Annotated in this window: 21 protein-coding genes; 15 read left to right on the top strand and 6 right to left on the bottom strand. The window is 45.3% G+C overall.

Annotation, left to right across the window (positions count from 1 at the left end; translation table 11 throughout):
- The first annotated feature begins 13 nt into the window (after positions 1-13).
- The 10 genes from DESPCE1_RS0118090 to DESPCE1_RS0118040 all read left to right on the top strand — a co-directional run bounded on the left by DESPCE1_RS0118090 (position 14) and on the right by DESPCE1_RS0118040 (position 11,288).
- Positions 14-577: a 4Fe-4S dicluster domain-containing protein gene (locus tag DESPCE1_RS0118090; protein ID WP_014795445.1), complete on the top strand. Its 564-nt coding sequence runs from the start codon at positions 14-16 to the stop codon at positions 575-577.
- An 11-nt stretch (positions 578-588) separates the two neighbouring features.
- Positions 589-1,401, top strand: coding sequence for a DmsC/YnfH family molybdoenzyme membrane anchor subunit (locus DESPCE1_RS0118085; RefSeq protein WP_019851254.1), 813 nt, complete (start codon positions 589-591; stop codon positions 1,399-1,401).
- A gap of 208 nt (positions 1,402-1,609) precedes the next feature.
- Complete coding sequence (locus tag DESPCE1_RS0118080; RefSeq protein ID WP_014795443.1) at positions 1,610-2,287, top strand: Crp/Fnr family transcriptional regulator; 678 nt, start codon at positions 1,610-1,612, stop codon at positions 2,285-2,287.
- A gap of 47 nt (positions 2,288-2,334) precedes the next feature.
- Positions 2,335-3,546 (top strand): MFS transporter, encoded by a 1,212-nt coding sequence (locus DESPCE1_RS0118075; RefSeq protein WP_019851253.1) that lies wholly within the window; start codon positions 2,335-2,337, stop codon positions 3,544-3,546.
- 410 nt (positions 3,547-3,956) lie between these two features.
- Positions 3,957-4,877, top strand: coding sequence for a methylcobalamin--tetrahydrofolate methyltransferase (gene mtgA / locus DESPCE1_RS0118065; RefSeq protein WP_014795441.1), 921 nt, complete (start codon positions 3,957-3,959; stop codon positions 4,875-4,877).
- 46 nt (positions 4,878-4,923) lie between these two features.
- Positions 4,924-6,363, top strand: coding sequence for a glycine betaine--corrinoid protein methyltransferase (gene mtgB / locus DESPCE1_RS0118060; protein ID WP_156831331.1), 1,440 nt, complete (start codon positions 4,924-4,926; stop codon positions 6,361-6,363).
- Positions 6,364-6,402: 39 nt separating this feature from the next.
- Positions 6,403-7,047, top strand: coding sequence for a B12-binding domain-containing protein (locus DESPCE1_RS0118055; RefSeq protein ID WP_014795439.1), 645 nt, complete (start codon positions 6,403-6,405; stop codon positions 7,045-7,047).
- A gap of 141 nt (positions 7,048-7,188) precedes the next feature.
- Positions 7,189-8,673, top strand: a complete 1,485-nt coding sequence (locus DESPCE1_RS0118050) for a BCCT family transporter (RefSeq protein WP_019851250.1) — start codon at positions 7,189-7,191, stop codon at positions 8,671-8,673.
- 83 nt (positions 8,674-8,756) lie between these two features.
- On the top strand, positions 8,757-9,425 hold the full coding sequence (locus DESPCE1_RS0118045; RefSeq protein WP_014795437.1) for a DUF1638 domain-containing protein: 669 nt from the start codon (positions 8,757-8,759) through the stop codon (positions 9,423-9,425).
- Positions 9,426-9,449: 24 nt separating this feature from the next.
- A complete protein-coding gene (locus tag DESPCE1_RS0118040) occupies positions 9,450-11,288 on the top strand; it encodes an ASKHA domain-containing protein (protein ID WP_019851249.1) in 1,839 nt (612 codons plus the stop codon).
- Here DESPCE1_RS0118040 and DESPCE1_RS0118035 read toward each other — a convergent pair.
- Both DESPCE1_RS0118035 and DESPCE1_RS0118030 read right to left on the bottom strand, forming a co-directional pair.
- On the bottom strand, positions 11,285-11,929 hold the full coding sequence (locus DESPCE1_RS0118035; RefSeq protein ID WP_014795435.1) for a corrinoid protein: 645 nt from the start codon (positions 11,927-11,929) through the stop codon (positions 11,285-11,287). The genes DESPCE1_RS0118040 and DESPCE1_RS0118035 overlap by 4 nt on opposite strands.
- Positions 11,930-11,949: 20 nt before the next feature.
- Entirely contained in the window at positions 11,950-13,227 is a 1,278-nt protein-coding gene (locus DESPCE1_RS0118030; RefSeq protein ID WP_014795434.1) for a PocR ligand-binding domain-containing protein, read from the bottom strand.
- A 109-nt stretch (positions 13,228-13,336) separates the two neighbouring features.
- Here DESPCE1_RS0118030 and DESPCE1_RS0118025 point away from each other — a divergent pair, with 109 nt between their 5' ends.
- Genes DESPCE1_RS0118025 through DESPCE1_RS0118015 form a run of 3 tightly spaced genes read left to right on the top strand, consistent with a single transcriptional unit; the run spans position 13,337 to position 18,241 of the window.
- Positions 13,337-14,935 (top strand): BCCT family transporter, encoded by a 1,599-nt coding sequence (locus DESPCE1_RS0118025; RefSeq protein WP_019851248.1) that lies wholly within the window; start codon positions 13,337-13,339, stop codon positions 14,933-14,935.
- Between the two features lie 37 nt (positions 14,936-14,972).
- On the top strand, positions 14,973-15,671 hold the full coding sequence (locus tag DESPCE1_RS0118020) for a helix-hairpin-helix domain-containing protein (protein ID WP_019851247.1): 699 nt from the start codon (positions 14,973-14,975) through the stop codon (positions 15,669-15,671).
- Positions 15,668-18,241, top strand: a complete 2,574-nt coding sequence (locus tag DESPCE1_RS0118015) for a DNA internalization-related competence protein ComEC/Rec2 (RefSeq protein ID WP_019851246.1) — start codon at positions 15,668-15,670, stop codon at positions 18,239-18,241. Before DESPCE1_RS0118020 ends, DESPCE1_RS0118015 begins: the two co-directional genes overlap by 4 nt.
- Here the strand turns inward: DESPCE1_RS0118015 and DESPCE1_RS0118010 are convergent.
- The 4 genes from DESPCE1_RS0118010 to DESPCE1_RS0117995 form a co-directional block, all read right to left on the bottom strand.
- Positions 18,238-19,095, bottom strand: a complete 858-nt coding sequence (locus DESPCE1_RS0118010) for a bifunctional 5,10-methylenetetrahydrofolate dehydrogenase/5,10-methenyltetrahydrofolate cyclohydrolase (RefSeq protein WP_019851245.1) — start codon at positions 19,093-19,095, stop codon at positions 18,238-18,240. The two genes, DESPCE1_RS0118015 and DESPCE1_RS0118010, sit on opposite strands and share 4 nt — an antisense overlap.
- Positions 19,092-19,730: a cyclodeaminase/cyclohydrolase family protein gene (locus DESPCE1_RS0118005; RefSeq protein ID WP_014795429.1), complete on the bottom strand. Its 639-nt coding sequence runs from the start codon at positions 19,728-19,730 to the stop codon at positions 19,092-19,094. The genes DESPCE1_RS0118010 and DESPCE1_RS0118005 overlap by 4 nt, the downstream gene beginning before the upstream one ends.
- Positions 19,731-19,940: 210 nt before the next feature.
- Complete coding sequence (locus DESPCE1_RS0118000; protein WP_019851244.1) at positions 19,941-21,617, bottom strand: formate--tetrahydrofolate ligase; 1,677 nt, start codon at positions 21,615-21,617, stop codon at positions 19,941-19,943.
- Positions 21,618-21,650: 33 nt separating this feature from the next.
- Complete coding sequence (locus DESPCE1_RS0117995; RefSeq protein WP_019851243.1) at positions 21,651-22,556, bottom strand: formate/nitrite transporter family protein; 906 nt, start codon at positions 22,554-22,556, stop codon at positions 21,651-21,653.
- 248 nt (positions 22,557-22,804) lie between these two features.
- Between DESPCE1_RS0117995 and DESPCE1_RS0117990 the strand changes: the two genes are divergently transcribed.
- The gene (locus DESPCE1_RS0117990) at positions 22,805-24,349 is read left to right on the top strand and encodes a CdaR family transcriptional regulator (RefSeq protein ID WP_019851242.1); all 1,545 of its coding nucleotides are present in this window, start codon (positions 22,805-22,807) and stop codon (positions 24,347-24,349) included.
- A 171-nt stretch (positions 24,350-24,520) separates the two neighbouring features.
- Positions 24,521-25,519 carry a DNA polymerase III subunit delta gene (gene holA / locus DESPCE1_RS0117985; RefSeq protein WP_019851241.1) on the top strand — a complete coding sequence of 333 codons (999 nt, stop codon included), beginning with the start codon at positions 24,521-24,523 and terminating at the stop codon, positions 25,517-25,519.
- Positions 25,520-25,524: the final 5 nt, after the last annotated feature.

The following is a 25,524-nucleotide window of genomic DNA, read 5'->3' as shown; positions in this document are numbered from 1 at the left end:
GGAGGAGTGAGACATGTCAGAAAAACAATATGGAATGGTTATAAACACAACCCGGTGCATTGGGTGCCAAACCTGCGTCGTAAGTTGTAAAATCAATCATCAGATTCCCGGCGAAGTCTATTGGAACAGTGTTGAGACGATTGGGAGTAAGAATATGTATCAACCGACGGGGAAATATCCCAACCCCGTATTAGCTTTCCGACCTCGTATATGCAATCACTGTTCAGAGCCTGCCTGTGTCAAAAACTGTCCCACCGGGGCCATGCATAAAGACCAGGATGGTATTGTTTCTGTTAATCGGGATGTGTGTATCGGTTGCGGATATTGCAGTTGGGTATGCGGATATAATGCCCCGCAGTTGGATCCGGAGAAGAAAGTGATGAGCAAATGCACTTTCTGTTCTGAACGGCTGGAGAAAGGGGAGAAACCTTATTGTGTGGAAGCCTGTCCGGCAGAAGCACGTATTTTTGGGGTAATCAGTGATCCCCATAGCGAAATCTCCCGGCTTATTGCATCGAAGCATGCTCAACCCTTGTTACCCAATCTGGGGACAGTTCCTTCCATCTATTATATATAGGAGGTGTAAACATGGCAGAACTGAATTTTTCTTTGGTGATTTTCACCTTATTGATCGGCTTGTGCACAGGAACCTTCCTTATCTACGGTCTTGGGCGGCTTCGCAATAATAGCGCCCTGGCGGCTGTGGAAAAATCATCCCTACTGCTGATGGTTGTGCTTTTGATCTGTCTGGGGGTTGCTCTGTTAGCCTCTGCTACCCATCTGGGGAAACCCTTCCGCTTTATGAATGCGTTCCATAATCCAGGCTCGATGATTGCTCAAGAGGGGCTTTGGTCCATGGCTCTAGGGGTAACGCTACTCATTGCTGCCCTCATGGCCTTCAAGGGAAAAATCATACCTAAAGGGCTTTATCTTGTAGGAAGTTTGGTGTCTTGCGGCCTTCTGCTGGTTTGTTCTATGGTCTATGTCAAGGCCGTTGGGTTCCCTGCCTGGAGTAGTGGTGTGACCATCATCTATTATTTTGGCAGCGCAATCTTACTGGGAGCAGCCGTTGTGTTTTTGTTCAGTATGCTTCACGGCGAAGAAGGCACGGAAAAGAACTTAGCTTTCACGGCTCTCACCGCTGTATTTCTGCAGATGATTGTATCAGTGGCCTTTTTCGTCCATCTGAAGTTTGGAGTGATGGATGTCACTTTGCCCACAACTTTGGGTATGGATCTTCTGCGCTGGGGAATTGGCCTCATTGCCCCTGCAGTCATTGCTTACCTGACATGGAGCGGTAAGCTCAAAGGAAAAAGTGTAGCTTGGTCCTTTTTAGCTTGCGTTCTGGTTGGGGAGGCGATCTCCCGCGTCATCTTTTTTATGCAAGGAATACATCTGTGAAGAGATAGTCTACTTTTAATTAGAATGTGGAAGCAGGGACCTTTTTGGTCCTCTGTTTCCACATCCAGGATACTATTTTATCTTTAGTTGCATTAGGGCTTATCGCCTGGCTATGGCAAGAAATATGGTATAATCAAAGCAGCTAATGGTTTCTTTTTTGCATCAACTGCAATGTCTCAGCTGATGAGGCCGATAAGGAGGCAAGGATATGGCTAAGATTATGCGGCAGTTTCTTAAAGATGGAGATCTATGTCCAAGTATTCGTGGAATATTCTCGAATAAATTAATACCTTGTTCTGTCCGCCAATTAAGAGAAGGAGAAATTCTTTGGCATGATAATGAACCTCATCCCTATTGTTATCTTATTGAGAGGGGCATGATCAAGCTCCATGTGATTAACCGCGACGGAAAGGAAAAGGTCTTATTCTACTATACCAACGGCTCTCTTTTGGGATTCCAAAGTCTTTCCAAAGAAAAGATGACCATGACCACAGCAACGGCAATACTGCCTACGAGACTTTATGTCACTGAATTTGCTCTCTTTTATAATTTTATCTTGGAAAACCCTGAGTATTTGTCTGCTCTCACAAGTTATATTTTTCACCATATGGCTATAGAAGCGGAGGAAATTGTTAATATTTCAATCTATAGTGCAGCAGAACGGCTGGCAGCACTTTTTGTTCTTTTAGCGGAAGAGTACCCTGAAAATTCGAGAGGAGAAGTGGTCATCCCTTTTAAAAATGAGGATTTGGCAGCTATGATCGGTGCCTGCCGCAATAGTGTAAGCAATGCCTTATCAGCATTTAATAAAGATGAATTGATTGTCAGGCAAAGAGGGAGTGTTACCATCACAGATCTGAAGAGGTTGAAAGAGTACGCTCTATAGCCGTTCGGCATCAGAATGTACTGTAGGGCCATAAAAGGGGAGATGGCATGAGGACAGAAAGGGGAGGGGGAGGGTTCAAGGATTTCTTAATCCTTTTAGCTTCCGCTTTTCTTATATACACCTTCAATATTGTATTTATGGTTGTAACCCCGCTTCTTTTAACAGATTTGGGAGGGTCGGAGGCACTGGCAGGGCTTCAAGGGACCCTTTTTCTAGGTATGGCGATCTTGTTGCGCTTCTTTTGCGGTCCCTTGGCCGACACTTACGGCAGACGTATGGTTATGGTTTTGGGAAGTGGTGCCTTTTTCATTGGTGCAGTTTTGCTTATGCATGCTGTAGAGATATGGCAGGTGGTTGCCCTACGCCTGGTTCAAGCCTTTGGATTGGCAGCTTATTTTCCTGCCGCTTCAGCAACAGCTGCCGCTTGTGCCGGTGAAGAACGCAAAGGAACTTATATCGGTGTATTACGCATGGTATCCTCTTTGTCTATGATGGTGGGGCCGGCTTTTGGTATTATGCTTATCCAAAGATATAGCTATGACGGCTTTTTGAAAAGCATGGCTGTCTTTGCTCTATTGGGTATGGGAGCACTTTTTTTTATTTCAACAAATTTAATTGAACCACAGAAAAATATTTCTCAGAAGGACATCCAGTATAAAAAGAATCGAAGCTTCGGAACATGGTTCCAGGTTCTTTCGATACTTAGGAAATCTCCTTTGACCATAGCTTTGACTTTTGCCGCAGCTCTAAGCTATGGAATTTATATGACCTTCGCTGTTCCTTTTGTGATAATCCATACAACGATAGCTAATGGGGGCTTCTTTTTTACTCTTTTTTCTTTAGGGGGCCTTATGGCAAATGGAGTTTTTAGCTGGTTTTCAGACCGATTAGGACATTTTCGGTTGACTGTCAGTGCTTTTTTAGCTATGGGGAGTGGTATGATTTTATTTGCATTATTGCCATATGTCTCTTTATTTGTTTATCCGGCTGCCTTGTTAGGAGGGGTGGGTTATTATGGCTGCATCGCAGTTTTGATGGCTTGGTTTGCTGAAGAGGTAGATCAGGATAAACATACCACAGCTTTCTCGTTGCAACAGAACGCTTTGGACTTTGGGATCGCTGCGGGAAGCGGTGTATTTGGGATTTTATTGAGGGTTATAGGAAATACAAGCATCCTTTATGGTGCTTTAGGGGTCCTCTATTTGTTTTTGGGCTGGTTCCAGGCAGGAAAGAAAACAAGAAAAATCCATATCACTTAGGAGATGGTTAGTAATTCCGAGGATTGGGGTGTTTTTGTTGGAACGGAAAATCGCCGTTTACGTGTCTGGGGCGGTAGAGAGCCGGCCATCATGGAGCTGGCCAATGTAGTTGTGAAGTAATTTCAATTTCATCGGTGGTGCTGCTTAAGCTGCATCAGAGTCTGATAAGGGAAAAAGCTGTTGCAAAATGAACCGTAAGTTCGTTAAACAACAGCTTTTTTTTCTTCAATCTCTAGTTGGTGATTATGATAGGATAGCGTCAAAATAAGCAGAAATGCATTATTTATTAAATTCCTTATTTCTGTTATATTCAAGACATCAGAATTATTAGAATAGACGGAAAACAAGGAGGGCCAAGCAGCACACTATTTTGACAAAATCATAACACATTTTGCATAGGAGGAAGTCAGATGTTCAAATTTACTGCTCAACAACATGTTTATGACATCAACGGGGTTAAAGTTGGTGGTCAGCCGGGGGAATACCCAACAGTACTCATTGGTAGTATTTTTTATCGGGGTCATAAGATCGTCTCAGATGGTCAAAAGGGGGTTTTCGACAAAGAGGCAGCCAAAGCTTTGCTGGATCAGGAAGCCGAACTAAGTGCAGAAACAGGTAATCCATTTATCATTGATGTATTGGGAGAATCTGTTGAAGCACTTACGAAATACGTAGAATTTATTTTAAAAAATACTACTGCTCCCTTCCTCTTAGATAGTATTAGCCCAGAGGTTCGGGTAGGAACCTTGAAAAACCTGGGCAAGGATCCCGAGATTCAGAAAAGGTTGATCTATAACTCCATCGAAGAACATTATACCGAAGAAGAACTTGCCGCCATCAAAGATGCGGGAATCAAGACAGCCGTCATCCTGGCTTTTAGCAAGAAGGCTTTAAAACCCAACGCCAGAATCGATCTTCTCCAGGGCAAGGACGATAAAGAGGGACTGATTGCGGCGGCTAAACGGGCCGGCGTAGAGCAATTCCTGGTCGATCCGGGAGTGTTGGATGTGGCCAGTTCAAGCTGGACGACGGAAGCGATCAATGTGGTCAAAGAGCAGTTCGGCTATCCCGGTGGCTGCGCACCATCCAATGCAGTCTATCTCTGGAAGAAGATGCGTTCCAAAGGAACACCCTTCTTTGAAGTGGCTGGGGCTGCGGTCTTCACTTACCCGATCACACAGGGTGCGGATTTCATTCTCTATGGTCCTATGATGAACGCGCCTTGGGTTTATCGTGCTATAGCAACCACAGATGCCATGATTGCCTATAACAACAAGCTGACCGGGGTTAAGATGGGAACGACAGAGCATCCTTTGCTCAAAATTTTCTAAAACTTATTTTCTTGACTTAACTTGACTTAAAAATTTCAAAAAAGGGGTGGGTCAATTGTTACCTAAGTACAATATCCTGACCGAGGACCAAGTTCAAAAAATCCACGAAAATACCATGAAGATCCTTGAAGAAATCGGTATCGAGTTTGAATACGAACCGGCTTTGGAGGTTTTTCGCCGGGAGGGACAAAAGGTCGAAGGCAAGAGAGTCTATTTGACCAGTGAATTCGTGGAGTCCAAGCTCAAATCTGCACCTGCAGAGTTCATCCTTCACGCTCGCAACCCCGAAAACAATGTGGTAATCGGCGGAGATAATATTGTCTTCATGCCTGGTTATGGAGCACCCTTCATTTACGAATTGGATGGCAGCCGGCGTAAAACCACATTGCAGGATTATGAGAATTTCGCCAAACTAGCCGGGGCTAGCAAAAATATGCATCTCTCCGGCGGCACCATGGCAGAGCCCCAGGACATTCCAGATGGCATTCGCCATTTGAAGATGCTTTACAGTTCGATTAAAAACTCGGATAAATGCTTCATGGGAAGCGCTGAAGGAAGAAAAAGAGCAGAAGATTCCATTGAAATGGCAGCCATTCTTTTCGGCGGTAAAGATGTAATTAAAGAAAAACCGGTTTTAGTCTCCTTGATTAACTCCTTAACACCGTTGAAATATGATGAAAGGATGCTGGGGGCCTTGATGGCTTATGCAGAAGCAGGTCAAGCCGTGGTCATTGCTTCACTGGTTATGGCAGGATCTACCGGGCCTGCATCTTTAGCAGGCACCTTATCCTTGCAAAATGCCGAGGTCTTAGCTGGAATCTCTTTAGCCCAAAGCATTAACCCGGGAACCCCTGTTATTTATGGTTCTACTTCTGCTTTAAGCGATATGCGCAGCGGTAGTCTTTCCATCGGTAGCCCCGAATGCGCTCTCTTTATCTCGGCAAGTGCTCAATTGGCTCGTTATTATGGAGTACCCAGCCGTTCCGGAGGGGGGTTGAATGACTCCAAGGCCGTGGATGCCCAAGCCGGTTACGAGTCTATGATGACACTGATGGCAACGACTCTGACAGGTATCAATTTTGTTCTTCATACGGCAGGAATTCTCCAATATTTCATGGCTATGTCCTATGAGAAATTCATCATGGATGATGAATTAGCGGGTATGCTTCTCCATTATATGAAAGGCTATACCTTTGATGAAGATGGCATGGCCTATGACGTTATAGCCAAAGTAGGCCCTGGGGGACATTTCCTGACCCAGAAGCATACGCGCAAAAACCATAAGAGAGAGTTCTATACCCCAACTCTCAGCGATCGAAATGCCTATGATGGTTGGGCAAAAGATAAGTTAGAAGCGAAGCAGCGCGCTCATGCCCGCTGGCAGCAAATTCTGGCGAACTATGTGCCCCCTGCCTTGGACCAGGAGATAGATGCAAAACTTCAAGCCTTCATTGCCCAACGGAGTGAGGTCCTTGGAGGAGAATAAACAAGTCCGAAAAAATGAAAGATGACGGGAGGAATTATCATGAGTTTATTGGATGATCTGAAGCAAGCGATTATTGACGGAGATGAAGATATCGTAGCAGAACTTTCCCAAAAGGCTATTGATGAAGATCTTGACTTAGTGGATACAGTTCAGTCGGGCCTGGTTAAGGGAATTGAGGTTGTTGGCACAGCGTGGAAAGAAGGGGAGATGTTCTTACCGGATGTCATGATGTCGGCCGAAGCGATGAAAGTTGGTTTGGCTATCCTTGAACCGGAAATTGCTAAGAAAGGAGTGAGTGAAGGGGAATCTAAGGGTAAAATCGTCCTTGGCACTGTCGAGGGGGACATTCACGATATCGGTAAAAATATAACGGGAGCTATGTTCACAGCCGCAGGGTATAAGGTGATTGACCTTGGTACAGACATTAAAGCGGAAGGCTTTGTTGATAAGGCTCAGGAAGTAGGAGCTGATATCATCGGAGCCAGCGCCTTGCTGACCACCACCATGATCAAGCAAAAGGAGCTGATTGAATACCTGAAAGAGAAGAATTTAAGAGATAGCTATAAAGTGTTCGTAGGCGGCGGCCCCACCAGCCAGGTATGGGCAGATGAGATCGGTGCGGATGGATGGGCGGAGACAGCGGACGATGCAGTTGAGCTTGCCAATAGAATTTTAGGCAAATAGAGAGAGGGCATGGGTCAATATTCGTTGCTTCGATATCCGTTAGAACAAGGTAATCAGCGGCGTTGACTACACATCTGCCGCTGATTTTCTCTCAATAGCAAATTTTTGCACATGTTGAGGAATTTGGAGAGGTGAGTGAATATGGGAGTTGACAAGAAGCAAAATACCGTATTATATATTTCTTCAGCCATTGCTCTGTTGTTTGTACTGTGGGGTGTACTTTTACCTGATAACATGGCGAATGTGGTCAATAAAGTATTTGGCTTATTAACCACGAATTTCGGTTGGCTTTACCTTTTAGCTGTTGCAATTTTTATTATCTTTGTTTTTGGTATAGCCATCAGCCGTTACGGAAGAATTAAGCTGGGTGCTGATGACGATAAACCGGAATTCAGTAATTTCCAATGGTTTGCCATGCTTTTTGGCGGGGGTATGGGCATTGGTTTGGTCTTTTGGTCCGTTGCGGAACCCATTATGCATTTTAACAGTCCGCCTTTCGGAGAACCTGGAACTGTAGAGGCTATGCAAACTTCCATGCGGGTCGTTTTCTTTCACTGGGGTATTCATGCCTGGGTTAATTTTGCAATCGCCGGTTTGGCCCTGGCTTACTTCCAATTCCGCAAAGGACTGCCCTTCCTGATTAGCTCGGCTTTCTATCCGCTCATTGGCGATCGGATTTATGGACCTATTGGTAAGGCTATCGATATTCTGGCAGTATTCGCTACTATTTTTGGTATTGCTACCAGTTTGGGTTTGGGTTCCAGTCAGATAGCCACAGGAATAGAGTATATTTGGGGAATCCCGGCAAGCCCCCTGACCATTTCACTTGTCATTGCCGTGATCACAGGTATCTTTACCTTGGCAACGGTTTCCGGCCTGCATAAAGCCATGCAGTCCATCGCTAATATCAAAGTCTGGTTATCCGTCGTATTTATGATTTTTATCTTCTACTTTGGCGGCAAAGTCTTTATCCTCAATACCTTTACACAAAGTTTGGGGGATTATTTACAGAACTTCGTCGGTCAAACCTTCTGGATGACTAATACGGATTGGGTAGGCGGCTGGACGATCTTTTATTGGGCGTGGTGGATTGCCTGGGCACCTTTTGTCGGCCAGTTTGTGGCACGGGTTTCGAAAGGGCGGACCATTCGGGAGTTTGTCTTTGCCGTAACCTTACTGCCGGTTGGTTTCTCCTTTATCTGGCTGGGCATTTACGGCGGAGCGGCCTTTAACCTTGATCAGATTTCCGGAGGATTTATTCAGGCTGCTGTAAATGCCGATTATACCACTGCTTTGTTTGCCCTACTGCAACAGATGCCCCTTTATGCCATAACCGGTCCCTTGGCCATCCTGCTTATCGTGACTTGCTTTGTGGGTGCTGCCGACTCAGCTACCTACGTTCTGGCTATGCTGACATCCAACGGGGATATGGATCCCAGCAAGAAGCTGCGCAGTTTCTGGGGGATTATGCAAGGCGCTATGACGATTGTGCTCATTATTGTGGGCGGTACAGCTGCCTTGAAAGCTCTTCAGACCGCCTCAATTGCTTCGGCCTTTCCTTTTATGCTCATCATGCTGGTTATGTGTTATAGTATTCTTAAAGCTCTCAGGAGCGATCATCCTTAATGCTCCAAGGTAATAGAGCTTAAACCAAAGGTAAAACACTCAGATTTTGTATCTGGGTGTTTTACCTCATCAGGAGAATCACTATGAAAATTAAACTGATCGGCTGTCATTCCACAATGAACGAGGTCAAAGCCTTAAAGAACGATGGGTTGATGGATTGTGAATTTCTTGATTTTAATTATCATGCTCAACCGGCTGAACTTCATAGGAAAATTCAAGAGATTATTCACGCCAGCCAGGATTATGATCTTATTGTCCTGACCTACGGCCGCTGCTCCAATACCTTGGTAGGCTTAATTTCTCCGGCCGTTCCTATGCTGATACCAACTACTCATGATTGTATTGGCCTTTTGATGGGTTCCAATGCTCGTTATCTGGAGCTTTTCTGCAAAAATACCAGAACCTATTTCTTTAGCCAGGGGTGGCTGGACTATGGCCGTACTCCCTATGACGAGTACCTTGAATATGTGGAAAGGTATGGAGAGAAAAAGGCCGGGAAGATCATCCAGGCCCTTTATGGACACTACAATAAAGCTATGCTGATTAAATCGGTAGGTATGAAAATGCCGGATTCCTATTACGGAAAGCTTCAAAAAATAGCTGATTTCTTCGGCTGGGAGATTGAGGAGATGGAAGGTGATGCCGGTCTGCTGAACGCTTTGGTTCGGGGTGAGAAGCTTGAGGATGTCGTGTTCATTGAACCGGATCAGCCTGTGACTCTAAAACATTTTGCTGAGGGTGAGCCGAAGTAAGCAAAAAGCAGGGGAGGGAGACTGGTGATTATCAGGATAAAGAATTACGGAGAGGTAGAGATAGAGGACAGCAAGACTTTGTTGCTTAATTTGATAGAAAACCACATAAGAATCGATAATATTTGCAATGGTAAAGGAACATGCAGCAAGTGCAAGGTTCGCTTTATTCAAGGGGTGCCTGAAGCAACTCCCGCCGATTTAAGATATTTATCCACAGAGGAGCTTGAGGAGGGCATCCGCCTTGCTTGTCAGGTCAAGCCCCAAAAAGGGATGGAAATCGATGTGAATCTGCCTAACTCATTCGATCGGAAGAACACTGTGTTGCGTAGGGATGACCAAATTACTTTGGATCCCGGATTAAAAGGGATTTTCCTGACGATACCGCAGCCGAGTCTGGAAGATGAGCGAGGGGATTGGGATAGGATAGTTGATGAATATAGAAAGGTGATGCCGGAGCAGAGCTTAGCTCTTCCCTCTCTAGGAGTTCTGGAGAGACTTCCCAGGATTTTAAGGGAACAAAACTATAGGATAACCGTGGTCACTTGGCAAAATAGGGTGATCGATATTCAATCGGGAGATGGGGCGGCTCTGCATGGTCTGGCTATCGACATCGGTACCACCAGTGTCGCCGTGGCTTTGATTAACTTGAAGACAGCCGAAGTTTTGGGAAGTGTATCTACTGAAAATGGGCAAACGGCCTTTGGGGGCGATGTCATTTCCAGAATAGCCTATGCCGGAGAAGGGGTGAAGAACCGCCTTCAGCTCACCGAAGCAGTCCGCAGTACCATCAACACCCTGATCGATGGGCTGGTGCATCAACATAAGATTGCCCGTAAATCCATCTATAAAATGACGATTGTTTCCAACACAACCATGAGTCATCTCTTTTTGGGGCTCGATGTGTCCAATCTTGCTGTGTCACCTTATGTTTCTGTCTATAATCAGGCTCTCGAATTTTTTGCTCAGGATTTGGGCCTGGGAAGCAATCCGGAAGCTGTCGTTCAGATACTGCCCAACATTGGGAGCTTTGTGGGCGGGGATACGGTAGGAGCCCTCATTGGTGCGCCTGAAGTGCTGGCTCAGGGAAATCATCTCTTGCTCGACCTGGGCACCAATTGCGAATTGGTTCTAAAAACCGAAAAAATGATGCTGGCTTGCTCTACCGCAGCAGGTCCGGCCTTTGAAGGAGCAGGCATTTTCCATGGCATGAGGGCAAAGCCCGGTGCTATTGAAGGAATAAAGATCAGCGAAGAGGGTGTGGAGCTCAAAGTCATCGGGGATGAGGAGGCCCTCGGAATTTGTGGTTCAGGCTTGATCGATGGAATCGCCCAAATGCGCCAAGCCGGTATCATCAATAGAAAAGGAGCTTTCGTTGATCCTGCCCATAAGGATTGTAGCTTATCGGATGAGTTAAAGTCGCGAGTATGCAAGAAAGAGGATTACTGGGAATTTGTGTTTGCTTTTGGCCAACAAAATAAAAAAGATATCTCTTTAGGTCAAAGAGATATCGAAGCCTTACAACTGGCTAAAGGTGCAGTATGTGCCGGGATCAAAACGCTGGTCAGCCTGGCCGGCATTTCGCTCCAGGATTTGGATTCCATCGTTATGGCGGGAACCTTTGCTACTTATCTTAAGAAAGAATCCATTCTCAGCATTGGGCTGACTCCCCATACGGATCCTGAGAAGATTAAGATGGCAGGAAATGCAGCCCACCTGGGAGCTATTCGCGCTCTTCTCAATCAGGGAACCTTTGCCGAGGGGGCAGAGCTTGCCCGCCGGATTCGACATGTCGAACTTGGCGGGGACAAAACCTTTACGAGTTTTTTCATGAGAAGTATGTATTTGGAACCAACCCTTCCTTAGTCTTTTCTAAGGAAGAGTTTATCATAATTTTCCTTGAGATAATCCCTTATCTCGAAGGCATTTTCAAAATAATAGTCTGCAGCAATTTCTTTGGCAAATTCCTCAGTAACCGGAGCACCGCCTACAAAGACCCTTACGCTGGGACTTTGTTTCCGTACCTCCTCTATGACACTCTTCATAACGCCCATAGTTGTTGTCAGCAGGGCAGAAATCATAACGATTTCGGGTTTTTCTTTGCGAACAGCATCGGCAAACCTTTTGGGAGTAACATCAACCCCAAGATCTATGACCTTAATTCTGAGGGACATGACCATGGTCTTAACGAGTGTCTTGCCAATGTCGTGCAAATCTCCGGCCACAGTCCCGACGATGACCTTGCCAGGCTTATTGGGGCTGCTGGAAATGAGATACGGCTCCAATAGACTTAGCCCGGCATGCATGGAACGGGTCGCCATGAGGACCTCGGGGATGATCACGTTGCGCTCACGAAACTTATCTGCGATTTCGTTCATACCGGCAATCAATCCTTTTTCCAGGATGACTTGGGCTGGGTAGCCCATGGATAAGGCTTTATGAGTTAAATCGTAAGCCGTTTCAGCTTCTCCTTCCAGAATGGAATGCTTCAATTCATTAAGGATCATCGTTTACTTCCTTTCACCTCTTAGAATAGGCTGTTCCTATAGATTAAGGGCGTAACTCCTATATATTTGCGGAAAACTTTTGCAAAATGGCTCTGGTTTTGAAAACCGACGGCCAATGCTACATCTTTAACGCTGAATTCGGGTTTTTTCAAGAGTTCCACGGCTTTCTCCACACGGACGCGGGTTAAGTAATCATTAAATGTACAATCCAATTGCTGCCGAAAGAGCCTTGAAAGGTGAGAAGGACTGATAAAGAGGTGCTCGGCTGCATCCGTAATCGTTAAGGGCTTGGCATGATTGTGAAGAATGAAGGAACGAGCATCCTTGACCAGGCTTAAGTGTTTTTTATCGGCTAAGATAAAGATGTTTTCCAGAAATTCATTAACAATCTGCTTAATGAAGTAGATAATCTCCTCTACCCGCTCCACATTCTCAAGTTTTTTGTAGAATGAACTAAGAATGGTCACGGCTTGTTCAGCGTCGGTACCTCCCTCCACGGCGGCCCGGGATGTTAAAGCAGCTAACTCAATGATTCTGTCTTTGGTTAATTGGGGCTTACCTGTGGATTTCGTGTAGATTTTAATAATTAAGTTCTCCAAAGTAGAAAAGGCTCTTGATTTATCCCCGAGCCGAATGTATTGAAGAAATCTCCTTTCGTCTTTTAAGATGGATTCATAAGAAATATCCGTTCTCCCGGGGCCCTTTTTTCGCTTTAGTATTTGGTCATGGAGCTGTTGTTGTAAGACCTTGTAGGCCTTCTCTTCCTCTAAGGCACGAAGATTATTTTTGAGTATATGACTGACCACTACAAAGAGAAGGTTAGCAGCGGCTTGGGCCTGGTCAGCGGATATGATGGGGAGATTGGGAACAGCCTGATTTAATTCCTCTGGGTCGATTTTAATACCCTTGCTGATATCCTGTAATTCCTGAATAAAAAAGCGATCCGGCTTCCAGAGGAGAACTTGACCACAAATAATGCTTCCCAAAGTAATGTCTTTACTAAGGATGGGAACAGCCCAGATAACAAGGCCCGCATGGCAGCGGAAGAAATAGGGTTCATCCCATTTGACGGCTTCACTGGTTGCCCGTTTATAGGAATCGATACAGCGCTTATTGCCCCGGGGATTGTTACGGATGCATTGGCAGAAAGGGGACCTGTCTAAGCTCCCTGGAATGGAAAAGGTCTCGCCGCGATAGTTGACAGCCTCGATTCTAAGGCCTGTGGCCTGTGTAAAATTACCCAATATATTTTCCAGGTATGAAGGATCAAAGAAGCCTTCCAGACTTGACCGATTCATCTTGATCACCTATGTTTCTTGAAATTTCAAAATAGAATGACAACAGGTGTCTATAACATACTATAGGCTAGTTCAAGAGAAAAATCCAGAGATAGAGGGGAGAATTGATATGGAAACCGAAGCAAATCCTAAAAACAATAAGGTTCTCAATAGGCAGCCCAAAACCTCCAATTGGGCGCTATTGGGGAATATCGATCCCTATGTGTTTATCATTTCAGCTCTGTTAGCGGTGGGTTTTCTCCTTTGGGGTGTGGTTGATTCTGAAGGACTGAGCCATGTCTCGAATACCATTCTTGATTACATCATTCAGCAGTGGGGCTGGTTGTTCATTGTGGGCATTCTTTTTTTCTTGCTTTTTTGCCTTTACTTAGCCTTCAGCCGCTATGGCGATATCAAACTGGGAGGCCAGGATACATTACCGGAGTACAGTACCTTCTCCTGGTTTGCCATGCTTTTCGGTTGTGGCATGGGAGTAGGGTTGGTATTTTGGTCCATTGCTGAACCCATTAATCATTTTCTCAATCCTCCGGCTTATGTGAATGCCCTTAGCCCATCCCAATCAGCGGAATGGTCCTTAGCCATCTCTTTTTTTCACTGGGGACTCAGTGCCTGGGCTTCCTTTGTCCTAATCGGGCTTGCCATGGGGATTATCATTTTCCGGAATAAGATGCCGATGCTCTTGAGCAGCTGCTTTTATCCACTGTTAGGGGATAGAATCTATGGTCCTCTCGGCAAACTGATTGATATTATTACCCTTTGGGCGTCGCTTTTTGGTATGACAACCACCATAGGCCTGGGTACCAAACAGCTTGCGGCAGGAATTACCTATAATTATGGCATTCCTCAGGGTATTCCCTTGCTGTTAGGGATATTAGCTATCGTCATTATCTGTTATCTGATTTCGGCTTGTACTCCCAACCTGAAAGGAATAAAAATAGGTTCGGATCTTAGCTTAGTAGCTACCGGGGGTCTTCTTCTCTTTGTCTTTCTGTTCGGCCCCACGAAATTTATCATGGATATGTTTGTCAACAGTATGGGAGTTTATATCCAGAACTTTTTTTCGATGAGCCTCTGGACGGATCCCGTGGAGCAGAGCGGCTGGCTGGGGAGCTGGACAATATTCTATTGGGCTTGGTGGATTGCCTGGGCCCCCTTTGTAGGCATGTTCATCGCCAAGATCTCGAAGGGGCGCACTATCAAAGAATTTGTCTTAGGCGCTTTGATTGCCCCGACCCTTCTGGATATGATCTTTTTCGGTATTTTCGGAGGGACTTCCCTGCACTTTGAGCTTAATCAAGGGTCCCAGGGCATTTTAGCCAACGCCATTAGTGTGGATATTTCCAGTGCGGTATTCGTCTTATTCGAACAGTTTCCCTTCCGGGATATCACCTCAATCATTTTGATCTTTGTCATCTTTACCTTCTTTGTCGTATCTGCTGATTCATGTACCATTGTTCTGGGTATGCTCTCCAGCGGAGGGAACGAAAACCCAAGGATTCCCTTAAAGCTGTTTTGGGGAATAGCTATGGGAGCCGCTGCAGGGCTTCTGCTGATGCTCGGGGATGGAGGATTGGATGCCCTGCAAATGGCCTCGATCCTTGGCGGATTTCCCTTCTTGTTTATTATGTTTGCCATTTGCTACAGTATCATTAAAAGTTTAAAAAGGGAAAAATCGACAAACCTTGTCGGAATTCGAGAGAGGAATTGAAGTGAAATGTGGAGAAAAACCCCATATTACCTAGGAGATGGTGAGTAACTCCGAAGATTATGGGGTGATTTTGTTGGAGCGGAAGATCCGTTACATTTGGTGGGGAGTCTTAGGTCTTTTGATCGTGGCAGCGGCCTGGAAGTTTATCCTGCCTCACAACTCGACCGTAATTGTTGAGAAGGCTGGAGAAAATCGGGAAATCGTCGTTTACGTGTCCGGGGCGGTAGAGAAGCCGGGGTTGGTTCATTTGCCGGTTAATGCCCGATTAAATGACGCTTTGAAGCAGGTATGCCCTTTGCCTGAAGCGAACGTAGATCAGATCAATCCGGCTGAGAAGCTAAAGGACGGTCAGAAAATCATTGTGCCTTATAAACCGGTGCCGCAGCCTGTTGCTCCACCAGTGGCTGTGTCCCAGGGGCAGATGGCTGAGAGTAATCCCAATGCAAGTGACCTATCAAGCTCTACTGCGACAGCGAACTCCATGCAACCTGGGACCAATCAAAGCGGAAATACTCAATATGTCACACAAACGTCTTCCAACCTAATCAATATCAATACAGCGGATATTACAGAATTGGATAAATTACCAGGGATCGGACCTGTGTTGGCGGAACGAATTATTCAATATAGGACGGAGCACGGTCCCTTTCTTCAACCTGAGGATTTGAAAAAGGTTTCCGGTATTGGAAATAAGACCTATGCAAAGATGGCCGACCTGGTTACGGTGGGACCATGAGGGATCCGTGGATAAAAAAATTAACCGCCTCACTGATAGGCGGTTTAATAGGAGTTTACACCCCAGAACCCATGTGGTGGATGGTTCTGGGGATTTTTCTATGGGTGCTGCTTCGAATCGTCTTCTGGAGACCGCGGGATTTCTTTGGACCTGAGCTGTGGCCTGAAATACTAATCCTTTGTGCAAGTATCCTGGTGGGTTTTGGATTTGGGCAGACGGGAAAATTTGAATTGGCTCCCCCTCTTACCTTGAGTCCTGTTCAGGTTGTGGGGGAGTTGAAAGATTGGTCCCTTCATGAGGAAGGAGCGGCAGGGTTATTTGAAGTTCTGGAACCTGTCACTGTCCAGGAGTCCGCCCTTGCACAAAAAAGTTATAGTCTTCGCGTGTATTTTGATTCCGAGGGGAATCTTCCTGAAGGGTGGGATCTTGTCCGACCGGGGGATACGTTGGAATTTACGGCGAAAATTGAGCAGCCCAAACCTCCGGGAACGCAGGGACAATTTGATTATCCTCTGTATAATGCTGTTCGTGGTCTCTCGGGATGGATTACAGCCCAAGGCGAGGCAGATATATTAAGGCCTGGGAATCCTGGCTTAAGCTGGCGGGTTCGGAACCATGTACAGGAACTTTTAGCACTCTATCCTCAAGACCAAACCGGGCTGTTAGAAGGAATTGTGTTTGGGGATACAAGCAGGATACCTGAGGAAGCCTTGGAAAGCTATCGGATTACGGGTGTATACCATGTCTTTTCAGCATCCGGTTCTAATGTGGCCTTTTTGCTTCTCCTTTGCTGGAACTTTATGTTCTTTCTGCCCCGCTCCTTGCGAGTGGGAATAACTATTGCCGTATTGGCTTTTTATGCCCTGCTCTGTGGAGGTAACCCACCGATTCTGCGGGCAACGATCATGTCGGTTTTTGTTTTGTTAGGAAGATTAGGAAAGGGAAGAGAAACTGGAAGGGCAAATGGTTACCGGGGTCTCTTGATCGCGGCTTTTCTGCTCTTTATTTGGCAACCATTAATCCTTAAGGACATTGGGTTTCAACTTTCATTTATGGCCACCTGGGGAATTCTTGTCTTAAGTAATAAATTGGAAAAAGGGCAATGGGTTAAGGGCTGGCCCAAGTCTGTAAGGAGTGCTTTTTCCATGACCTGTGCCGCCCAAATTGCCACCTTGCCCTTGATGATTAGCGTTTTTCACCGATTATCCCTTATCGGCATCCTAGCCAATCTCCTGGTCTTATTTGTCCTGGGGAGTATCTTTGAACTGGGAATCCTCGCTGTTTTTCTATCCTTCATCCCTCAGATTGCACTGCCCCTATTTCAGGTCAGTCTTTGGCTGTTGAATGGAGTAAGTGAATTTCTTATTCAATTGGCCCGGCTTCCCTGGGCGGATGTATGGGTGGTGAATCCCGGTACTCTCTTTTGGGTATGCTGGTACGGCTGGCTTCTCGTGCTTCTTGTCGGGAAGGCAAAAATTGGCTTTATACTCAGGGTACAGCTAGGGAATTTGTATCGGGACAGCCTGCCTTGGGTTGCACGAGGGCTTATTTTTATAAGGCCTCTTGTGGTAGCCATGCAAAAGGTAATGCCCCCTGGCTTGGTTAGAGTATTTGTCGCATTTAGAGAAAGAGCACAATTTGCAAGACTGGGGATCAAAGGGGAAAGGATCCTGGCAGTGCTTCTCCTGCTCCTTTTCTTATGGAGTCCCTGGAATGCGCCGGATGTTCTTCAAGTAACTTTTATTGATGTGGGTCAGGGTGATTGCATTCTCATTGAGACACCGGGAGAAACTCGAATTATGGTGGATACAGGGCCCAAGACCGGCACCTTTGATGCAGGGGAGCAGGTTATTGTACCCTATCTCCTTCAGCGAGGAATTAAACGATTAGATGCCCTTATCCTGACTCATCCTCATGCCGATCATGTGGGTGGGGCTGGTGCTATTTTTGAGACCATTCCCGTAGGTTGGGTCGGAATTCCTGAGGACGGGTTAGAATGGCTCAGCTATGAATCCTTTGAGGAGGATGGGGCAGGGGATAACCTGCGGAATGGTTGGGGAGAAGGCGGATTGGACTGGGATCTAATCAGGATGCTGGAGAAGATGACCATTAAAAGGTTGTCCCGTGGAGATAAAATGGCCTTGGATTCTAATATCACCCTTACCGTGATCGCACCCGGCAAGGTATTGAGGGGGACCAAATCGGATGAGAACAATAATTCTCTCGTTTTGCACTTGGAAAATTCAGCCGGACAGAGTGTGCTCTTGACGGGGGATATGGAAGAAGAGCAGATGGAAGAAATTTGTAGATCGGGACAGAACTTTGAAGCGGATTTGCTTAAAATTCCCCACCATGGCAGCCGCTATTCCTTAATGACAGAGATGCTGGATCGGATTAATCCCCGGGCCGTGGTGATTCCCGTGGGGAAGAATTCTTTCGGACATCCCAGTCCCCAGGTTCTCGAATACTGGGGAGAGCGGCAGGTCCCCGTTTATAGGACGGATGAGGATGGGACCATTCAGATAAGATTCGATGAGATATCCATGGAGTTTATCACCGGAAGAGATTAACTTTGAACTCTTTGGTTTTTACAAGCTCTGACTAAGTTATTTAATAGAATGGCTGTCGTAACTGAACCGACCCCTCCCGGCACAGGAGTAATCCCTTTGACCCTGTCCACAACAGCATCATAGTCAACGTCACCGCAAATCTTGCCATCCCCGGCATCATTAATTCCTACATCGATCACAATGCTGTTTTCTGAAACATACTTCTCATCAATCATTCTGGCCCTGCCCATGGCAGCAATGACAATATCCGCATTTTTAGCCACTTCTGGCATGCTTTTGGTCTTGGAATGGCAGATGGTTACGGTTGCATTTTCCTGTAAAAGCATCATACTCAAGGGTTTTCCGACAACTAAGCTTCTCCCCATCACCACTGCATTGGCACCTTTCAGCTCAATTTCATAATGACGCAGGATTTCCATGACGGCTGCCGGTGTACAGGGTAAAAGACCGCTCATATCCCCCTCAAAGACCTTTTCCAGATTGAGGGGGCTCATGCAATCAATGTCTTTTTCCGCAGAAATGAGATGTTTAATGACTTCTTCATCTAATTGTTGGGGCAGTGGCCGGAAAAGCATAATCCCATGAAGGTCAGAATCATGATTAACCTGAGTCATAACAGCAGTAAAATCGTTCATGCTGATATTCAGATCGAGAGGGTAGGTCTTGGTTGCAATTCCTACAGCTTCACAATTTTTAATGATGTTATTTTCGTAGTACACATCATCAGGACGGCTGCCGACCCGGATAATTCCAAGAGTCGGCTCGCTTCCTTTAGCTTTTAATGCCGCAACTTCCTGCCGGAGATTCTCCTTCATAGCCTGAACAACCGGCTTGGCATTAAGAATCTGGGTCATGACGATTTACCTCCCGTAATCGAATTTTGAACTTCAGCAAATATCCGGTCTGCTTTGGCTATATAGATCGCACAAAGATCAATCAGTTCTGTTTCAACTTTGCGTTTAAATTCCTGATCTTTCATGATTTGGGTATTGATCAGAACATTGAGTTTAGCCCCTTCCAAAGCCGCTTTCAAAAAGGCTACCCCCACACCCACATCACTGATGGCAATTCTTGTGCCCTTTTGAGCAAATTCCTCCTGAAGATCGATTCCCTCTGCACAGCAACGGGCGATCTCTAAAGGAACCAGGGTGGCATTGACTAAGGCTTTCTGCAGGGTTTCCTCTTTCCGGCGAATTTCTTCCTCGGTATTTTTAGGCATCCCATAAGCCTGAGATAATGGGTAAAAGGCTGCGGCATCTTCTGTGACGAGGGATTGGAATCTGGCGATGACTTTTTCTCCTTTTTCCATTAAGACCTTAACATCCGCTTCAACGTCAGCGTATTTCTTCTTACCCACTGTCAAGTTCCCGACCATTACCCCCAAAGCCATTCCCATGGAACCCACATAGGCCGACGCTCCGCCCCCTCCCGGTATAGGTTCCTTTGATGAAAGGGCCGATACAAATTCTTTAGCGCTTGACTCAAGCATCCCGCTCATCTCCTCTCCACAATATCTGTCTCAAAACATCATTTGTTTTTATTATCTCTACCTTTTTCACCCGGGTATTTCCTTAAAATCCTCTACCCTTTTGCCCAGGTCTCGTAGAACCCTCTTCCCTATACCCTGAGAGACCGAGACGGCAGGTTGACCGCCATCTCAGCCTAATCTAACAATGAAATAATCCAGATGGATATCGTATTAGAACAATCCGGAAATCTTACCCGTGTTGTCCACATCAATGCTTTCAGCTGCCGGAACTTTGGGCAATCCAGGCATGGTCATGATATCACCTGTCAGCGCAACAGCAAAACCGGCACCTGCCGACACTTTTACACTGCGGATGGATATTCTGAAACCTATCGGACGTCCCAGCTTTTTCTGATCATCTGATAGAGAGTACTGAGTTTTGGCCATACAAACCGGGATGTTGCGATAACCAATGCTTTCAATATTCTCGATATCCTTGGCGCTGGAACCAATAAAGTCTACTCCGTCAGCACCGTAGATTTTGGTGGCAATGGCTGTAATCTTTTCTTTAAGGCCCAGATTGATGTCATATGCGAAAGTGAAGTTTTTGGATTCATCGACGAGCTTGAGAACTTCTTCAGCTAATTTTACGCCGCCGGCTCCGCCTTTTTCCCAGACCTCCGATAGGGCCACGTTGACACCCAGTTTCTTGCATTCTTCTTCGATCAGTTGAACCTCAGCTAAGGTATCGGTCGGGAAACGGTTAATGGCTACGACAGCAGGAAGTCCGAAATGAACGGTAATGTTCTCCACATGTTTCAGTAAGTTGGGGAGACCTTGCTTGAGGGCTTCCAGATTTTCTTGATTCAGATCTGCTTTGGCAACGCCTCCATGGGATTTAAGGGCACGGACAGTTGCGACGATGACCACAGCATCCGGTTCCAAGCCACTTAAGCGGCATTTAATGTCAAGGAATTTTTCGGCGCCAAGATCTGCACCGAAGCCTGCTTCCGTTACGACATAATCTCCGAGTTTTAAGGCCATCTTGGTAGCCATGACACTATTACAGCCATGGGCAATATTAGCAAAGGGGCCGCCATGAATAAAGGATGGGGTATGCTCGAGGGTTTGCACAAGGTTGGGTTTTAAAGCATCTTTTAAGAGGGCGGCAACTGCTCCTTGAGCCTTCAGCTGACCGGCAGTTACCGGTTCACCGTTTCGATTATAGCCAACGATGATTCTCTCTACTCGTTTCTTCAGATCGTCTAAGTCACTGGAGAGGCAGAGAATGGCCATAATCTCCGAAGCCACGGTAATATCGAAACCATCTTCCCGGGGCATGCCATTGGTTTTGCCGCCAAGACCATCATTAATGTATCGGAGCTGACGATCATTCATATCCATACATCTTTTCCAGGTGATTCGTCTCACATCAATGTCCAAGGCATTTCCTTGATAGATATGGTTGTCCAGCAAAGCTGCAATTAAGTTGTTGGCAGCGCCGATAGCATGAAGGTCACCCGTAAAATGAAGGTTGATATCTTCCATGGGGACGACTTGTGCATAACCACCGCCGGCGGCTCCGCCTTTAACCCCAAATACAGGTCCCAGTGAGGGTTCGCGTAAAGCAATGACGGTTTTTTTGCCCAGATAAGTGAGGGCATCCCCCAAACCAACGGTGGTTGTTGTTTTTCCTTCTCCGGCCGGTGTGGGATTAATGGCTGTCACCAAAATCAGTTTACCATCGGGTGTGCTTTCTTTTTCTTTCAAGAGATTGTAGTTGATTTTTGCTTTGTACTTCCCATAGGATTCTACATAGTCCCCAGAAATCTCAAGTTTTTCGGCGAGCTCCAAGACAGGCAGCATTGTGGATTCTTGGGCAATCTCGATATCACTTTTAAAAGCCATGTTGATTTTCCTCCCTTGATTATTTAGGTCTATTTATTTAGATTTTGCAAAGGCGTTATCCAATTTTCCGGGCAGGAGGTGATCTGCTTTTTCAGCAGATGCCGTTCTTCCTTTGTACATGGTGCCCAGCCAATAAAATACGCCGACAAAAAGACCGCCGCCGATAATGTTACCCAAGGTTACCGGAATAAGATTATTGACAATAAAGCTTTCCCAATTAAGGTGGGCCAGCTTTGCCGCTGTAACACCTAGGGCCTCTGCCTGTTCAACCCATACTGGATCCATTTTGGCGATAATTCCTGCAGGAATATAATACATATTGGCGATACTGTGTTCAAAACCGGAGGTAATAAAGAGCATAATCGGAAAAAATATGGCCAAAACTTTTCCCGCGATATCCTTAGCGGCAGCCGCCATCCAGACCGCCAGGCATACCAACCAATTACACATAATCCCCATTAAAAGTGCTTGGCTGAAGGTTAATCCGGTCTTATAAACAGCCGTTTTGATAGTAAATCCTCCGAGGAGCCCTCCGGAAAAGTTCAATTGGCCTGAATAGATAATAAATAAAACAATGGTTATCGCTCCAATAAAATTACCGATATAGACGATCGACCAGTTTCTTAACATATCTACCCAGCGGGCTTCCTTTTCAATACACGAAATGACGATGAGGGTATTGCCTGTGAACAGCTCAGCGCCGGTAATGACAACCATCATAAGGCCTGTCCCAAAGATGATTCCAGCCAGCATTTTGCCTAAACCAACGGAATCCAAGGTGTGAATGGCAACATTTGAACCTTCTGACGCAAAAGCGATAAGGGCTCCGGCCAGTATTCCCAGAATAAACAGCTTGTAAGCCGGTGAACTTGCCTTCTTTTTTCCGATCGCTACATACTCCTCTGTTATCTCCTTGGGACTCAAGTACATATTAGCCATCCTTTGCCACTCCTTCCCCCAAAAGATCCGATATCCTATCTTCCCGTTCAGGATAGCACTTTTTAATTAAAGCGTCATTGTTCATAACTGACAGTCTTTTTTATGATTTTTCGATATTTTTCCACAAGTTCGATAGTTTAAAATTCTTAAACTCCGCTGAAGAAGTAATCGAGATTTGCTATTTTATTTGGAATCTTCTTTAAAATAGAGATATAATAACTCTATCGAACTTATGGGGAGGCATGAAATTGAATATAAATATGCATGTTCTACTCGACGAGCTAAGGGATCTGAACCCTCAATCTTATCTCAATGATTCAATTGACCTCACCATTCGCTCCATAGCGGTTTTTGACAAGACATCCGACGACTTTTCAGCTGACACGCTGTATTTAGCCACTACATCTGCCCTGGCTGCCTGTGAGGGAAAATTGGAAAACGTAAATCTGATCGCCGTTGGCTTATTCGATCCTGATTTTGCCAAACGCAACCGGTGCAATATAATCTGTTTCAATGATTCCCTTACACCCGTTGAGATCGCCGGCCATATTTTCGGTATTCAAAAGAAGTATGATGATTGGAACAACAAATTGCTTTCGGCGATGATAGCTAAGAAACCCATGAAAAATCTCTTTGATATTGCCTTGGAGGAGATTCACAACCCCATGATGTTGATAGGCCCTCTTAATACCTTGATCCTGGCAGCCGGGGTAATCCCGGAAAGTTGTACAGATACCATTTGGCGGGAACTGTTAGCTGAAGGCTATCTTTCCTATGAACACCCTTTATACAGTGAATTTCTCAAAATGGTAGAAAAAAAATATTCTGAACAGCAGCCTTTTATCGTTAAATTTCCTATGCACAATTATACTTATCTGATAGGAAATATCTTTCAGTCCGGAAAAAGATGTGGGGCTCTACAGCTTATTGAAGTCAATCAACCTTTTTCTTTAGGCCAGATCACTCTTGTGGCTCATTTTAAAAGCATTCTCGAGCAAGCAATAAAGACTATTCCAGATCTCCAAATCCTCTCATCCAATTCTAATGCCTTTGTTTACCAGTTATTAAATCACATCTATGTAAGAGAGAGTATTATCATCAATTGTCTTCAATCCAAAGGATGGAAGGTCTTTGATGAATTTTTCTGCTTGAATTTCATGCAAAATAAAATGCAGAAGGATGACATCTTCTTAAAAATTATTATGCAGGAGCTGAGCAGGGTTTTTCCTGCAGCTATAATTTTGGATTATAAAGATGGCGTGGTCGTGATCTTGCGTCATACCGATTTTGCCTTTGACCGTGAACATCTAAAAGGCAAACTATCCTTATTTGTTAAAAAGTTTTTCTTAACGATCGGCGTAAGTTCGGTATTCTATGATTTTAAAAACTTGAAACGGCATTATGATGAGTGCAGTTTGGCTATAAAATATGGTCTGGACCAAGATCATACTGTATCTATTCATTTCTTTGACGATCATGTGTTCAGACATCTCAGCCGATTTATATTTGTTGAGAATGGGAAGAATCAATTTATTCATACCAAGGTTGAATTACTGCATCAGTACGATCTGAAGAATGACACTGAGCTTGCTAAAACATTACTCACCTATTTTCAGTTCGGACAAAATAAATCTCTGGCAGCTGAAAAAATGCATCTTCATCGGAATACCTTGACCTACCGGCTAAATATCATAAAAAATCTCGTTGGCATTGACTGCAGCAACCGGAATATGGATGAAAATGAGATTTTCCACATCATGTTGTCATGTAAATTCCTTGAATATATGTTATAAGATATAAAAAAATTATACATTCAAATGTATAAAAACATGGGGAGTGGAAAGAATAGGAAGGAACATCTCTTTTCTCCTCCTCTTTCTTTTGCCCCTTCAGTTTTTGGAGGGGTCTTTTCTTTTGCTTTCTTACTTCACCTTGGTTAAAATAGGAGGGTAGGAGGGGCAATTATGTGGGAAGTGGATAAAGTTCGGCAAGGGATTGCTAAAAATCAAATTCCTCCCGTCAGCCTTTGGTATGGTGAGGAACGTTTTTTTATTCAAGAAGCTCTTCATTTATTAAAGAACAGTTATCTCGCCCAAGATCCTTCGGGCAGTGGGATAGAAGTTCTATCCGGGAAAACCACCAACCCGGAACAGATTGTGGAAATCGCCAATATGGTCTCTTTTTTTGGCGGTAAGCTGATTATTGTAGAAGACATTCCGTATTTTCAGGATGGGCAGGGGGACGCTTTGGAGCCCTTCTATACCTATTTTAAAAATCCTAACCCAGGTACTTGTCTTGTTTTTCTTGCCCAAAATGTGAATCGTGGGCGTAAGTTCTTTAAAGCTATAGAGAAAAAGGGGGCGGTTCTGGAATTCGGCAGCCCTAAGCGGCAGCAGGAATGGATGACTTGGCTGGATCGGGAATTGGCCGCTCGGGAAAAAACCATGAAGCCTCAAGTCAAGGCTCTCCTTCTGGAATGGGGAGGACATCAAGTAGGGATCCTAAGTCAAGAGCTGGACAAACTTGCCTTATATGTGGAGGGCAAAGAAATTCGGGCTGAAGATATAAAGCTGCTGGTACCTCAGGCTGTGGAGGCTACTGTGTTTGAACTTCTGGATGCTGTAGCGGCCCGTTCCACAAAGGTGGCGGTCCAAAAACTTCATCAAGTGCTGCGGCAGGAACATTCTTTAAAAGTATTGACTCTGTTATCCCGCCAGGTTCGCTTACTCCTGGGAGCAAGTGCCATGCGCCGGCAAGGCCGGGGCGCTGAGGAAGCACCCCATCTTCTCGGTATAAAACCCTTCGAAGCTCAGAAAATATGGCAAAAATCAGCACTTCTGACTTGGGAGCAATTATCCGGGGCCTTACAAGCCTGTCTGGAGACTGATGTAGCCATCAAGACAGGAAAAGGGGAACCCGAGTTTTTGCTGGAGTTGATGATTACTGAGTTCTGTACAACATAAATGTA

Origin of the sequence: Desulfitobacterium sp. PCE1 (assembly GCF_000384015.1) — a bacterium.
GTDB classification, from domain to species: domain Bacteria; phylum Bacillota; class Desulfitobacteriia; order Desulfitobacteriales; family Desulfitobacteriaceae; genus Desulfitobacterium; species Desulfitobacterium dehalogenans.
This window is presented reverse-complemented; position numbering and strand designations above follow the sequence as displayed.